General features: G+C 71.2%; 14 protein-coding genes and 1 pseudogene. 2 read left to right on the forward strand and 13 right to left on the reverse strand.

Annotated features, from left to right (window positions below; all coding sequences use genetic code 11):
• Positions 1-211: 211 nt before the first annotated feature.
• The 9 genes from ACFYPC_RS10470 to ACFYPC_RS10510 form a co-directional block, all read right to left on the reverse strand.
• Entirely contained in the window at positions 212-787 is a 576-nt protein-coding gene (locus tag ACFYPC_RS10470) for an amino-acid N-acetyltransferase (RefSeq protein ID WP_388673481.1), read from the reverse strand.
• A gap of 9 nt (positions 788-796) precedes the next feature.
• Positions 797-1189 (reverse strand): BlaI/MecI/CopY family transcriptional regulator, encoded by a 393-nt coding sequence (locus ACFYPC_RS10475; protein WP_388674297.1) that lies wholly within the window; start codon positions 1187-1189, stop codon positions 797-799.
• 144 nt (positions 1190-1333) lie between these two features.
• A complete protein-coding gene (locus ACFYPC_RS10480; protein ID WP_388673483.1) occupies positions 1334-1513 on the reverse strand; it encodes a hypothetical protein in 180 nt (59 codons plus the stop codon).
• A 139-nt stretch (positions 1514-1652) separates the two neighbouring features.
• Positions 1653-2252 (reverse strand): hypothetical protein, encoded by a 600-nt coding sequence (locus ACFYPC_RS10485; protein ID WP_388674299.1) that lies wholly within the window; start codon positions 2250-2252, stop codon positions 1653-1655.
• Positions 2253-2632: 380 nt separating this feature from the next.
• Positions 2633-3430: a type III pantothenate kinase gene (locus ACFYPC_RS10490; RefSeq protein WP_385738217.1), complete on the reverse strand. Its 798-nt coding sequence runs from the start codon at positions 3428-3430 to the stop codon at positions 2633-2635.
• 5 nt (positions 3431-3435) lie between these two features.
• Positions 3436-4428 carry a carboxylating nicotinate-nucleotide diphosphorylase gene (gene nadC, locus ACFYPC_RS10495; protein WP_388674301.1) on the reverse strand — a complete coding sequence of 331 codons (993 nt, stop codon included), beginning with the start codon at positions 4426-4428 and terminating at the stop codon, positions 3436-3438.
• Between the two features lie 5 nt (positions 4429-4433).
• Complete coding sequence (locus ACFYPC_RS10500) at positions 4434-6236, reverse strand: L-aspartate oxidase (protein WP_388673485.1); 1803 nt, start codon at positions 6234-6236, stop codon at positions 4434-4436.
• Entirely contained in the window at positions 6233-7225 is a 993-nt protein-coding gene (gene panC, locus ACFYPC_RS10505; RefSeq protein WP_388673487.1) for a pantoate--beta-alanine ligase, read from the reverse strand. Before panC ends, ACFYPC_RS10500 begins: the two co-directional genes overlap by 4 nt.
• A gap of 169 nt (positions 7226-7394) precedes the next feature.
• Entirely contained in the window at positions 7395-8327 is a 933-nt protein-coding gene (locus ACFYPC_RS10510; RefSeq protein WP_388673489.1) for a Rossmann-like and DUF2520 domain-containing protein, read from the reverse strand.
• Between the two features lie 185 nt (positions 8328-8512).
• Here ACFYPC_RS10510 and ACFYPC_RS10515 point away from each other — a divergent pair, with 185 nt between their 5' ends.
• A complete protein-coding gene (locus ACFYPC_RS10515) occupies positions 8513-9772 on the forward strand; it encodes a threonine aldolase family protein (protein WP_388673491.1) in 1260 nt (419 codons plus the stop codon).
• A gap of 8 nt (positions 9773-9780) precedes the next feature.
• Here ACFYPC_RS10515 and ACFYPC_RS10520 read toward each other — a convergent pair whose 3' ends face one another.
• Positions 9781-9984, reverse strand: a complete 204-nt coding sequence (locus ACFYPC_RS10520) for a hypothetical protein (protein WP_388673493.1) — start codon at positions 9982-9984, stop codon at positions 9781-9783.
• Positions 9985-10203: 219 nt separating this feature from the next.
• Here ACFYPC_RS10520 and ACFYPC_RS10525 point away from each other — a divergent pair.
• Positions 10204-10350: pseudogene (locus ACFYPC_RS10525) on the forward strand (ArsR/SmtB family transcription factor); the annotation flags it as partial.
• A 93-nt stretch (positions 10351-10443) separates the two neighbouring features.
• Here ACFYPC_RS10525 and ACFYPC_RS10530 read toward each other — a convergent pair.
• The 3 genes from ACFYPC_RS10530 to ACFYPC_RS10540 form a co-directional block, all read right to left on the reverse strand.
• A complete protein-coding gene (locus ACFYPC_RS10530) occupies positions 10444-11076 on the reverse strand; it encodes an AAA family ATPase (RefSeq protein ID WP_388673495.1) in 633 nt (210 codons plus the stop codon).
• A 102-nt stretch (positions 11077-11178) separates the two neighbouring features.
• Positions 11179-11850: a response regulator transcription factor gene (locus ACFYPC_RS10535; protein ID WP_365429598.1), complete on the reverse strand. Its 672-nt coding sequence runs from the start codon at positions 11848-11850 to the stop codon at positions 11179-11181.
• Between the two features lie 143 nt (positions 11851-11993).
• Entirely contained in the window at positions 11994-13202 is a 1209-nt protein-coding gene (locus ACFYPC_RS10540) for a sensor histidine kinase (protein WP_388673497.1), read from the reverse strand.
• Position 13203: the final 1 nt, after the last annotated feature.

The following is a 13203-nucleotide window of genomic DNA, read 5'->3' on the forward strand; positions in this document are numbered from 1 at the left end:
GATAACTTCAGGGCCGCGGGACTACAGCGTCTGCCGCTGTTTCACGGCCCCTGTTATATGCAGTACTGCAGTACGTCGGAAAGCAAACCGCTTTTGCTGGAAAAACACAAACCCCTGGAGGAGACTCAGTGGGGACTGACAGACCGGAAACGTGCGCGTTTCGGACATAGGGAACCTGGGCAGGGCGTTCAACCGGAATAGTTGTCGGCGATCACAGATGCAGAAGCATCCGGCTGTTGCCCAAGGTGTTCGGTTTCACTCGTTCGAGACCGAGGAACTCCGCCACGCCCTCGTCATAGGAACGCAGGAGCTCGGCGTAGACATCGGTGTCAACGGGTGTCTCACCGATCTCCACGAAGCCGTGCTTCGCGAAGAAGTCGACTTCGAAGGTCAGACAGAAAACACGTCGAACGCCGAGCCAGCGCGCGGTCTGCAGCAACTTCTCCAGCAACTGATGACCGGCACCGACGCCCTTGACCGCCGGGTCCACGGCGAGAGTGCGGACTTCCGCGAGGTCTTCCCACATCACGTGCAACGCACCGCAGCCGACGACCTCGGAACTTGATCCGGCTCCCCGTTCCGCGACCCAGAACTCCTGGATGTCCTCGTAAAGCGTCACCGTCGCTTTGTCGAGCAGGATGCGCTGTCGGACGTTCGCGTCAAGGAGTCGGCGCACGGCCGCGACATCGCTGGTCCTGGCCCGCCGAACGGTGATGGCTTTTGCACTGGCTTCGGGACGCTCTGACGGAAGCTTCGCCGGAAGCTCCGCGGGATGCTCTGCTGGCATGACCGGACGCTATCGCCCGCCGTCGTCGCGGTCGGCGCCGGGGTTCTCGCCGGGCGGCTTCTCCGCCTCGGGGGTTTCCGGCCCTTGGACCATACGTACGGCATCGCGGAGCGCATGTCCCTGTTCCTCGCTCATCATGCCGAAGAACGCGACGAGAGCGGCGGCCGGGTTGTCGCTCTGTGACCAGGCCTCGTTCATGAGCGCGGCCGCGTAGGCGGCACGGGTGGAGACTGCCTCATATCGATAGGCACGGCCTTCGGCTTCCCGGCGCACCCAGCCCTTCTGATGGAGATTGTCCAAAACGGTCATCACCGTGGTGTAGGCGATGGACCGTTCCTGCTGAAGGTCTTCCAGGACTTCTCGAACGGTCACCGGGCGGTTCCACTTCCACACCCGCGTCATGACCGCGTCTTCGAGTTCTCCCAATGGGCGAGGCACAGCTCAGAACAATAGTGGGAGATCACCAACAAAAAGGGCGTACGACTCGAAAAACGTATGAGTCGTACGCCGATGAGTGCCCCGGGGAGGGCCGGAGGCTCCAGATGCTCAGCTCTCGGTGCCCCTTGAGTCCTGTCGGGCGCTCTCCGCGCGCGCGAGGGCGGCGTCGACGACCGCGTCCTCCTTGGCCTTGTTGGCCCCGCCCTGGCTCTTCACGATCGTCACGATCAGCCCGATGAAGAACACGGCCATCACTACCGGGGGAACGAGCGCGGAGACATAGTCCATGGGATCCAGAGTAGCCAGGGCCTCTCCGGCGGACCATGCCGGGGGCGCGGAGTCCGGCAGGTACTCCCCCACCGCCTCGAGGGCGTGGGGAACCCCAGAAGTCGTTGCGTGGAGCCGGTCCGGTCCGCCGAGAGGCGCCCTAACCTGCCGCGAGCTGTTGAGGCGGGTTCGCCGGTGGCGGGGCGGGCTTCCGCTTCGGGGGGAAGACCTCGCCCGGCGTCGGAATGGGGCGCTCCGGGCGCGGGGACTTGGCCGGAGGCCGTGACTGCGGCCGTGCGGCCGGTTTTTCCGCGGGCTTCTTGGCACTCTCGTCGGAGGCCAGACCGCCGGGGAGTGCGTGGAGGCGGATGCGGGACGACGGGACGGCCCGGTCGGCCGGGCGAGCGCGTACGTCCTGCTCGGCGAGCACCCGGCAGCGGTGCAGGAGGGCTGCGGCGGAGGGGTTGCCGCGCAGGGCACGGAGCGCGGCGAGGTCGTCCGGGTTCGGGCGGTAGCCGTTACCGAGCACCTCTTCCAGGAGCAGCAGATAGCCGGCCGCGGTGCCGGGCAGCGCGGCCCGGTAGCGGGCCAGGTCGGCCACAAGGAAGGCCCGGAGCCTGGCTCCCTCCTGGGCCGCCTCGTCGACGCGCTCGGCGAGGCGATAGCAGTCCTGGAGGTCCTCGGCCGAGACGGGGCTGGGGTGGAGGGCGAGGGCGAGAGCGCGACGGAGCACACGCAGCTCCTCCGCACCGAACGCCATGCCGCCGCGGGATCCGTATGGCGTGGGCATGCGCCGACGATACGCGCTAATCAGACAAAACGCGCATAAGGCGACCCCACGGCGCGCCTCCCTCCGGGGGCAATCTCCGTCCCGTCCGCCGCCTGAGGACGAGACGGTGCGGTCCCGATCCCCCACTCGCTCACGGGGGCCGCCGTTTCAGCCGTCCGGCGTTCGACGACCAGCCAGTGCCTTCCCGATCCCCCACCCACCCACGGAGGCGGCTGTTTCAGCCCGTCCGGCGTTTGAGGACGAGGCCGTTCGGGCCGAAGCGGGGGTCTGGGGGCGGCAGCCCCCAGGGCAAGGGAAGGGTAGGGGCGGAGGGGGCGAAGAAACCCCCTCCAGCGGCACAGCCGCAGGCACTACGTGCGGGACACGTTCCGCTCGTACACCAGCCGCAGCCCGATCAGCGTCAGCCACGGCTCGTGCTCGTCGATGACCGACGCCTCGCCGAGAACCATCGGCGCGAGACCACCCGTGGCGATGACGGTGACGTCGTCGGGATCGTCGGCGAGCTCGCGCGCCATCCGGTTGACGACACCGTCGACCTGGCCGGCGAACCCGTAGATGATGCCGGACTGCATGGCTTCGACGGTGTTCTTGCCGATGACCGTCCGCGGCCTGGCGATCTCGATCTTCCGGAGCTGGGCGCCCTTGACGCCGAGGGCCTCGACGGAGATCTCGATGCCCGGAGCGATCACCCCGCCCGCGTACTCCCCGCGCGCGGACACCGCGTCGAACGTCGTCGCCGTACCGAAGTCCACGACGATCGCCGGCCCCCCGTAGAGCTCGACCGCCGCCACCGCGTTGATGATGCGGTCGGCGCCGACCTCCTTGGGGTTGTCCATCAGGATCGGCACGCCGGTCTTGATGCCGGGCTCGACCAGCACGGCGGGCACGTCCCCGTAGTAGCGGCGTGTCACCTCGCGCAGCTCGTGCAGCACGGACGGGACCGTGGAGCAGATGGCGATGCCGTCGATGCCGTCGCCGAGTTCGTCGCCCAGGAGCGGGTGCATGCCCATCAGGCCCTGGAGGAGCACGGCGAGCTCGTCGGCGGTGCGGCGGGCGTCCGTGGAGATGCGCCAGTGCTCGACGATCTCCTCCCCGTCGAAGAGGCCGAGGACAGTGTGCGTGTTACCGACGTCGATCGTGAGCAGCATGGGTCCTACGCCGCCTCGTCCGTCGACGCCTCGCGCAGGTCGAGGCCGATGTCCAGGATCGGCGAGGAGTGCGTGAGCGCGCCCACCGCCAGGAAATCGACGCCCGTCCTCGCGTACGCCTCGGCGTTGTCGAGGGTGAGGCGGCCCGAAGCCTCCAGGAGCGCGCGGCCGTCGACGAGGGCGACGGCCTCCTGGCACTGGCCGGGCGTGAAGTTGTCCAGAAGGATCAGGTCGGCGCCCTCGTCGAGGACCTCCCGCAGCTGGTGCAGGGTGTCGACCTCGACCTCGATCGGCACGTCCGGGAAGGCCTCGCGTACGGCCTTGAATGCCTGGGCCACGCCGCCCGCGGAGACCACGTGGTTGTCCTTGACCAGCGCCGCGTCCGAGAGGGACATGCGGTGGTTGACGCCCCCGCCGCAGCGCACCGCGAACTTCTCCAGGGAGCGCAGGCCCGGCGTCGTCTTGCGGGTGTCACGTACGCGGGTCGTGGTGCCCTCCAGGGCGTCCGCCCACGCGCGCGTGGCGGTCGCGATGCCGGAGAGGCGGCACAGCAGGTTCAGCGCGCTGCGCTCGGCCGTCAGGAGGTCACGGGTGAGCGTGGTGACGGACAGGAGCTTCTGGCCGGCCTCCACCCGGTCACCGTCCTCGACGTGCCGCTCGACCGCGAACTCGTCCGTGCAGACCACGGAGATGACCGCCTCGGCCACCCGCAGCCCCGCGACAACACCGGCGTCACGGGCGACGAAGTCGGCGGTGGAGACGGCGTCCTCGGGGATGGTCGCGACGGTCGTCACGTCCACGCCGTGGCCGAGGTCCTCCTGGATGGCCACGTTCGCGATGTCCTCGACCTCCAGCGGGTCGAGTCCCGCATCGGCGAGGAGCTGCGCGAGCGCGGGGTCGAGGCCACACTCCAGGTACGTCTCGTCCGCTTCGGCGCCACAGCCGCAGCCGTCGCCGCAGCCGCCGCTCTGGACGAGGGGAAGGTCGGGGGTGCTCACTTCGGTCACTGCTCCTGAGGGCGGGGCGTCGGCTGGGGCTGGGTTACCGGCTGGGAGCCGGGTACCGGCTGAGGCTGCCGGGTCGGGGGGAAGTCTGCTGTGTCGGTGGTGTGTACCGCGAGCGTCCGGTCGGGATTCAGCCGTACGACGATGTGGCGGCGCCAGTCCGTGTCGTCCCGGTCCCCGTGGTCCTCGCGCCAGTGGCAGCCGCGGGTCTCCGCGCGGAGGCGGGCGGCGGCGACCAGGACCCGGGCCACACACAGGAGGTTGGTGGCCTCCCAGGTGTCGACGCCGGGTTCGGCGGTCTTGCCGTTCTCGTCGAGAGCGTCTCGGGCGTCGGCGTGCAGCCGCTGGAGGCGGTCGGCCGCGGCGGCGAGTGAGGCGGCCGAGCGCAGCACGCCGGCGCCGTCCGTCATGATCCGCTGGATCGCGAACCGGGCCTCCGGGGCGAGCAGCGGGTGCGCGGGCCTGTCGGGGTGCGGGACCGGCTCGGGCACGCGCGCGTGGAGGCGGTTCTCCTCGTGCCGGGTCGCGATGTCCGCGGCGATGCGCTCGGCGTAGACCAGGCCCTCCAGGAGCGAGTTGGAGGCGAGCCGGTTGGCGCCGTGCACGCCGGTGCAGGCGACCTCGCCGCACGCGTACAGGCCCGGCACCGTGGTGCGGCCCAGGGCGTCCGTGCGGACGCCTCCGGAGGCGTAGTGGGCGGCCGGGGCGACCGGGACGGGCTCGGTCACCGGGTCGATGCCGTGGGCGCGGCAGGCGGCCAGGATCGTCGGGAAGCGGTGCTCCCACATGTCGGCGCCGAAGTGCCGGGCGTCGAGGAACATGTGCTCGGCGCCCTGCTCCTGCATCCGGCGCATGATCCCCTTGGCGACGATGTCCCGGGGCGCCAGTTCCGCCAGCTCGTGTTGGCCCACCATGAAGCGCACGCCGTCCGCGTCGACCAGGTGGGCGCCCTCGCCGCGTACCGCCTCGGAGACGAGCGGCTGCTGCCCCTCGGCGTCCGCTCCGAGGAAGAGCACGGTCGGATGGAACTGCACGAATTCGAGGTCGGAGACCTCGGCGCCCGCGCGCAGGGCGAGCGCCACGCCGTCGCCCGTCGACACCGAGGGGTTGGTCGTGGCGGAGAAGACCTGGCCCATGCCGCCGGTGGCGAGGACCACGGCGGGGGCGTGCACGGCTCCCACGCCGTCGTGCTGGCCCTCGCCCATGACATGCAGGGTCACGCCCGCGGTGCGGCCGTCGGCGTCCGTGAGGAGGTCCAGGACGAGCGCGTTCTCGACCGTACGCAGTCCACGCGCGCGTACCGCCTCGACGAGCGCCCGGGAGATCTCGGCGCCGGTCGCGTCGCCGCCCGCGTGTGCGATGCGGCGGCGGTGGTGGCCGCCCTCGCGGGTCAGCTCCAGGGCGCCCTCGGCGGACTCGTCGAAATGAGCACCGGTCTCGATGAGGCGGTGTACGGCGTCGGGGCCCTCGGTGACAAGGATGCGTACGGCCTCCTCGTCGCACAGACCCGCGCCCGCCACCAGGGTGTCGTCGAGGTGCTGCTCGGGGGTGTCGCCCTCGCCGAGGGCCGCGGCGATGCCGCCCTGTGCCCAGCGCGTGGAGCCGTCGTCCAGACGGGCCTTGGTGACGACGACGGTTCGCAGGCCCGCGGCCTCGCAGCGGAGGGCCGCGGTGAGGCCCGCGACGCCGGAGCCGACGACCACGACGTCGGCGGTGAGAGCCCAGCCGGGGGCGGGCGCGTGCAGTCGTATGCCGGTACCAGTGCTCTTACCGGTACCCGTACCTGTGCCTTGGCCGGTCACGAGGCCGCTCCGAAGGTGAGGGGGATGTTGTCGATCAGGCGGGTCGTACCGACCCGGGCGGCGACGGCGAGGACCGCCTCGCCGGTGAAGTCCTCGCCGATCTCGGTGAAGTCGGCCGGATCGACCAGCGCCAGGTAGTCCAGGACCAGTGGCGGCTGCAGACGGGCCGCGTCGTCGAGGACCAGGCGGGCAGCCCCGCGGACACCGGAGGGAACGCCGGGGGCGGCCTTGGCGACGGCGTGCGCGTCGGCCGCCGCGCGGGACTCGCCGATCGCGCTGAGAGCCTCGGCACGCGCGCGCGTGGCGGGCACTTCACGGGCACGCGCGCGCAGGGCCTCCTGGGCGGCGTGCCGGTCACGGCCCGCGAACAGGGCCCCCGAGAGGGCGAGCGCGGTACGCCGCTCCTGGGGCGAGAGGTAACGGTTGCGGCTGGAGAGGGCGAGGCCGTCCTCCTCCCTCACGGTGGGTACGCCGACGATCTCCACGCCGAAGTTCAGGTCGCGCGCCATACGCCGGATCAGGGCCAGCTGCTGGGCGTCCTTCTGCCCGAAGAGGGCGACGTCGGGCCGGGTGAGGTGCAGCAGCTTGGCGACGACGGTGAGCACCCCGTCGAAGTGCCCCGGGCGGGTGGCTCCTTCGAGGAGCTCACCCATGGGGCCCGCGCTGACGCGTACCTGGGGTTCGCCGCCCGGATAGACCTCGTCCACGGAAGGGGCGAACACGGCGTCCGCGCCCGCCTCTTCGGCGACCTTGAGGTCGGCGTCGAGGGTGCGCGGGTAGCGGTCGAGGTCCTCGCCCTTGCCGAACTGGAGGGGGTTCACGAAGACCGTGACGACCACTTCGCCCTCCTCGCCGGCGATCTCACGAGCGCTGCGGATCAGTGTGGCGTGGCCCTCGTGCAGGGCGCCCATGGTCATGACGACGGCTCGACGGCCGCCGCGCACGCGCGCGTGCAGCTCGCCGGCGGTGCGCAGGAGGGCGGTGGTCATCGGGAACTCCCGTCGTTGCGCAGAAGAGCGGCCGTCATCGAAAGCCCCCGCGGTCGGGCAAGGGGACTCCCCTCGTTGCGCCGAAGAGCGGCCATCACCGAAAATCCCCGCCGTCGGGCAGCAGAACGCCGGTCATCGAACGCCCCGTCGCCGGACAGGGACGCACCGGTCATCGGTCGCTCCCGTCGTCGGGCAGGGACGCGCCGTTGGCGAGTACGCCCAGGAGGTCCTCGGCGAGTTCCGGTTTGAGCAGCCCGTGGGCGAGCGCACGGTCGGCGGTCGCGCGGGCCATCGCCAGATAGCCGGGGACCGTCCCCGGGGCGTGTTTGCGCAGCTCCGCGACGTGCGCGGCGACCGTGCCCGCGTCGCCGCGTGCTACGGGCCCGGTGAGGGCCGCGTCGCCCGACCGCAGTGCGTTGTCCAGGGCGGCGCCGAGGAGCGGGCCCAGCATCCGGTCGGGGGCTTCCACGCCCGCGGCGCGCAACAGCTCCATGGACTCGGCGACCAGGGTCACCAGATGGTTGGCGCCGAGCGCGAGAGCCGCGTGGTAGAGCGGCCGGTTCTCCTCGGCGATCCACTCCGGCTCGCCGCCCATCTCGATCACCAGGGCCTCGGCGGCCAGTCGCAGCTCCTGGGGCGCGGTGACCCCGAAGGAACATCCGACGAGCCGCTGTACGTCCACCGCGGTGCCCGTGAACGTCATCGCGGGGTGCAGGGCGAGTGGCAGCGCGCCCGCCCTGAGCGCCGGGTCGAGCACGTGCGCGCCGTACCGCCCCGAGGTGTGTACGAGCAGCTGGCCGGGCCGCACGGCGCCGGTCTCCGCGAGTCCCTCCACGAGCCCCGGCAGGGCGTCGTCGGGGACGGTCAGCAGCACCAGATCCGCCCGCGCCATGACCTGCGCCGGGGTCACCAGCGGCACGTCGGGCAGTAGTTGCGCGGCCCGCCGTACGGAGGCGTCGGAGACTCCGGAGACGGCCACCGGGCGGTGCCCGGCGAGCTGGAGGGCGGCCGCCAGGGTGGGGCCCACCCGTCCGGCGCCGACGACGCCGACGGTGAGCCGCGCGGGGCGGTCCCTGGGGTCTGGCTGTTGGAATGTGCTCACTCGACGACGGCCTTCCCGTTCCAGTCCGCTCGGGGTACCGGACGATGTACCGGACGATTTCTCGTCATGTTAACGCGATTGCTTCGAGGGTCGTTTTCGTTGTCCACAGGCTGTGGGTTTCCGCAGGTCGCGGGGGTGCGGAAATCGGGGTGCCGCAGCGGCCTCGCACGCGGCATCATCCGGGGATGAGCGATACGGCGGGCGATACGGCGCGCGATACGGCGGCAGAAGCGGTGGAACAGGCCGCGGACGAGACGGTGGACGAAACGGCCGAGGAGACGGCCGACGAGACGGCCGACGAGACGGCCGAGGAGGCGGCCGAGCGGAAGCGGGAGCGCCGTGTCGCCGCCTGGCGGGCCGCTCGGCGGGTGCTGTGGCACCCCAGCTACCAGAGCACGGTCCGGGACCGGCTGGCGTGGCTGAACGACGGGGCCGAGGGCGTGTACGACCTCGACCAGCCGGTCGACATGTACGGCGACCGGCTCGTCGAGACCCTGGAGGAGCGGGTCGCGGGCCTGCTCGGCAAGGAGGCCGCCGCCTTCTTCCCCACCGGCACCATGGCCCAGCAGATCGCCCTGCGCTGCTGGGCGGGCCGCACCGGGAACCCGGCCGTCGCGCTGCATGAGCTGAGCCACCCGGAGGTGCATGAGCGGCATGCGTTCAGCCAGGTCAGCGGCCTGCGCCCGGTGCATGTGACGTACGCGCCCCGGCTGTCGACCGCCGAGGAGATACAGGAGGTCGCGGAGCCCTTCGGCACCTTGATGCTCGAACTGCCGCTCAGGGAGGCCGGTTTCGTGCTGCCGTCCTGGGAGGAGCTTTCCGCGGTCGTCGAGGCCGCACGGGAACGTGACGCGGTGGTGCACTTCGACGGGGCCCGCCTGTGGGAGTGCACCGCGCACTTCGGTCGCCCTCTGGAGGAGATCGCGGGCCTCGCGGACAGCGTCTACGTGTCCTTCTACAAGTCTCTCGACGGACTCGGCGGGGCGGCGATCGCGGGCCCGCAGACGCTGATCGACGAGGCGAAGACCTGGCGGCACCGGTACGGCGGCATGGTGCTCCAGCAGTTCCCGACCGCCCTGGCCGCGCTCATCGGTCTGGAGCGTGAACTGCCCCGGCTGCCGGAATACGTGGCCCACGCGCGCGTGGTCGCCGCCGCCCTGCGCGAGGGATTCATGGAGGCCGGGGTCCCCTGGGTACGCGTGCACCCCGAGGAACCGCACACCCACCAGTTCCAGATCTGGCTGCCGTACGAATCCGATGTCCTCGGGGACGCGGGGCTGCGGCAGACGGAGGAGACGAAGACCGGCCTCTTCGCGCAGGGCTGGGTGCGGGGCGGCCCGGGACTCGCGTACACCGAGGTCACGGTGGCGGCGCCCGGCCTGGAGTGGACGGCGCAGGACGTCAAGGCGGCCGTACGCGACTTCGTGGAGCGGCTGCCCCGCTGACCACCGGCTCACGGGCCGGCGCGCAGCCACCGGCGCAGAGCTTCCCGTATCCGCCCATGGGCGGGGCGGCCGGCCAGCACCGCGCGGAACCGCCGGTGGTCGCGCAGCTCGCGCACGGCCTCCCAGTCGTGCCTGCCGGGTGCCGGAGGGGCGGGCTCGCCGTGCTGCCGGGCCCGGTAGGTGTCGAGGAGGTACTGCTGGGTGATGCTCATGGCGGAGGTCGCCTCTCCGGACGGGGAAGGGGATCCGTGGGCCCCGCGCGGTGTGCCCCGGTACTCCCAGCCTGCGCCTGCTCAGGCCGTACGTCGCCTCGATTGACGACCGCGGTCAATCGGCAGCGGCGTTGTCAGTGGCGGGGTGCACCATGAGGTCATGAGCGTGCACATCGGCATCACCGGGCTGTGGGGGGAGGACATCGCCGTCGTGCCGTCACCGCGTCCCGGCACCTGAGCGTGCTCAAGAAGGCGGGCCTGATCACCACACGGCGCCGGGGCCGGTATGTGCTGCACCAGCTGGACGTCACTGTCGTGGCCCGGCTGGGGAGCGACTTCCTGGAGGTGGAGGGGATCCTGCGCTGAGAGCTTCCGCTGGAGCCGGAGGGGCGGCGTCTGCCGGTTCGTCGTGGTTGGTCGCGCAGTTCCTCGCGCCCTGTGGAGCGCCGCCGCTCCGGCTCAGTCGAGCCGGATGTGCCGCGCGCCCGTCCAAGCCCGCCGCAGCCGCCCCCGCACGAGCCCGTCCCGGTTCGGTGTGAGGGTGAGGCCGGCCAGCACCGCGATCCGGTCCGCCGTCTTGGCGACCGACGTGTGGTCGGTCCACAGGTGCTCGGCGAACTCCGGCTCGCGCAGCCGCTCCAGGCAGTGGTCGAGCTCTCGCACGGCCCAACTCTCGCGGCGCGGCGGGGCGTCCTTGCCGGCGACGTACTGCAGGAGGTGACCGAGGCCGCGTTCGTGGAGCCGCTTCAGCACGGTCTCGCGCTCGGCGAGGAGCGTGAAGTGACGTACGTCGTGGCCCAGTTCACGCAGCCGCCCGACCGTCTCCCCGAAGTAGCGGGGATCCGTGACCGTCATGGGGGCGATGACCACGCCGTCGTGCTTGCCGAGGGCGAGGTCGAGCACCTCGACCACGCCCTGCCGCCAGGACGCCAAGTCCTGGAAGTCTTCCCGCAGTTCCGGCGGCAGCATGCGGCGCAGACCGAACCCGGCGTGTTCCGGATCGCAGACGACGCTGTCCGGCAGCCGCCGCCGGATCTCGTGTGCGGTCTGTGTCTTGCCGCCCCCGAAGGGGCCGTTGATCCACAGGAGCATGCGCAGACCCTAGTCGGCTCCGGTCACGCCCTGGTCACGCCCCCCGTCGTCCACGCCGTCAGCCAGTCAGTCGTGTCAGCCTTGTCAGACCTGTCAGCCCTGTCAGCCCTGCCCACCCGCCCGTACCAGCCCCGTCTCGTACGCGAGGACGACCACCTGCACCCTGTCGCGCAACCCCAGCTTCGTCAGGATGCGCCCCACGTGCGTCTTCACGGTCGCCTCGGAGAGCACGAGGCGGGCCGCGATCTCCCCGTTCGAGAGGCCCTGCGCGACCAGGATCATGACCTCGCGCTCGCGGCCGGTGAGCCGCTCCAGCTCCTTGTGCTGGGGCTCCTTGCCTGCGTGCGGCAGCAGTGGCGCGAACCGGTCGAGCAGACGCCGGGTGGTGGAGGGCGCGACCACGGCGTCGCCGCTGTGCACAGAGCGGATGGCGGTGAGGAGTTCGCCGGGCGGCACGTCCTTGAGCATGAAGCCGGAGGCGCCGGCCTTCAGCCCGGAGAAGGCGTACTCGTCCAGGTCGAAGGTGGTGAGGATCAGCACCTTGGGCGGGTTGGGATCGGAGCAGATGCGGCGGGTCGCCTCGACGCCGTCCAGCTTCGGCATGCGTACGTCCATCAGCACCACGTCGACCTCGGTCGCGCGCAGCACCTGGAGGGCCTCGACGCCGTCGCCCGCCTCGGCCACGACCTCCATGTCCGGCTGAGCGTCAAGCACCATCCGGAACCCGGTGCGCAGCAACACCTGGTCATCGACGAGCATCACGCGGATCGCCATCGGGGGCCTCTTCCGTTTCGGTCAAAAAGTCAAAATCAAAGCCGAGGACAAAATCAAAGCCGACATCGAGATCGACATCGAGGTCGAGGTCGAGGTCGAGGTCAGAAGTGGTGGGCCGCTGAGGGGGCGGGCGGCTACAGGTGTCAGTTCGCGGGCTTGAGCGGGAGCAGGGCACTGATGCGGAAGCCGCCGCCGGGACGCGGCCCCGCGTCCAGGGTGCCGCCGACCATACCGACGCGCTCCCGCATACCGATCAGGCCGTGCCCCTGGCCGTCGGCGCCACCCTCCTCGTACAGCTCGTGGGGTGCGCCTTTGCCGTCGTCCTCGACAAGCAGGCCGAGGCCGTCGTCGAAGTAGACCAGGCGCACGCTCGCGCCCGTGTTCGGGCCGCCGTGCTTGCGCGTGTTGGTGAGCGCCTCCTGGACGATGCGGTACGCCGTGAGTTCCACGCCGCTGGGGAGGGGGCGCGGGGTGCCCTCCACCTTGAAGTCGACGGGAAGGCCCGAGGTACGGCACTGCGCGATGAGGTCGTCGAGCTGCTCGACGTCGGGCTGCGGCACGTACTCGCCGCTTTCCTGGTGCTCTCCGGTGCGCAGCACGCCCAGCAGGCGGCGCATCTCGGCGAGGGCCTGACGGCCGGTTCCGGAAATGGTCTCCAGGGCCTTCCTGGCCTGGTCCGGGGCGGTGTCCATGACGTACGCGGCGCCGTCGGCCTGGACCACCATCACCGAGACGTTGTGCGCGACGACGTCGTGCAGTTCGCGGGCGATCCGGGCCCGCTCGGCGGCGACCGCGACCTTGGACTGCGCCTCGCGCTCCTTCTCCAGGCGGGCTGCGCGCTCCTCGAGCTGGGCGAGGTAGGCGCGGCGGGTGCGGATGGAGTCGCCGAGCACCCAGGCGAGCGCGAAGGGCACCGTCTGGAAGACGGCTATCAGGACGACGCCCAGTGCGCTCGTGTCCGGCTGGGGCCAGCGGATCTGCGAGATGGTTCCCGCGGCCAGACCGCCGCTCAGCGCGAAGCGGGAGGCCCAGCGGGCGCCGTCCGCGGCGACCGTGTAGATGATCACCAGTATCGCGAAGTCGGCCGCCATCACCTCTACGTCGACCGCGAGCTGCACGACGCCCGTCGCGGCGACCAGGAGCAGCATCTTCTCGGGCATCCGGCGGCGCAGCGCGACGGTCAGGCACAGGACGACGGCGATCGGGAGGGCTGCCTCGGGCGACCCGTGGTGGTTCTCCCGGGCCCACTCGATACTGCTGAGATTCACGCCGGTGATCCCGAGCAGGACGACAGCCCAGAAGCTGTCGACCCACGTCGGGTGCCTGCGGAGAAAATCATAGAGGCGCTGCACG

This window comes from Streptomyces sp. NPDC005808 (assembly GCF_042871385.1).
Taxonomy (GTDB): Bacteria; Actinomycetota; Actinomycetes; order Streptomycetales; family Streptomycetaceae; genus Streptomyces.

Coding starts and splice junctions, on each gene's coding strand:
- ACFYPC_RS10470 (WP_388673481.1), bottom strand. CDS start 787: ATGCCAGCAGAGCATCCCGCGGAGCTTCCGGCGAAGCTTCCGTCAGAG.
- ACFYPC_RS10475 (WP_388674297.1), bottom strand. CDS start 1,189: ATGACGCGGGTGTGGAAGTGGAACCGCCCGGTGACCGTTCGAGAAGTC.
- ACFYPC_RS10480 (WP_388673483.1), bottom strand. CDS start 1,513: ATGGACTATGTCTCCGCGCTCGTTCCCCCGGTAGTGATGGCCGTGTTC.
- ACFYPC_RS10485 (WP_388674299.1), bottom strand. CDS start 2,252: ATGGCGTTCGGTGCGGAGGAGCTGCGTGTGCTCCGTCGCGCTCTCGCC.
- ACFYPC_RS10490 (WP_385738217.1), bottom strand. CDS start 3,430: ATGCTGCTCACGATCGACGTCGGTAACACGCACACTGTCCTCGGCCTC.
- panC (WP_388673487.1), bottom strand. CDS start 7,225: ATGACCACCGCCCTCCTGCGCACCGCCGGCGAGCTGCACGCGCGCGTG.
- ACFYPC_RS10515 (WP_388673491.1), top strand. CDS start 8,513: ATGAGCGATACGGCGGGCGATACGGCGCGCGATACGGCGGCAGAAGCG.
- ACFYPC_RS10520 (WP_388673493.1), bottom strand. CDS start 9,984: ATGAGCATCACCCAGCAGTACCTCCTCGACACCTACCGGGCCCGGCAG.
- ACFYPC_RS10530 (WP_388673495.1), bottom strand. CDS start 11,076: ATGCTCCTGTGGATCAACGGCCCCTTCGGGGGCGGCAAGACACAGACC.
- ACFYPC_RS10535 (WP_365429598.1), bottom strand. CDS start 11,850: ATGGCGATCCGCGTGATGCTCGTCGATGACCAGGTGTTGCTGCGCACC.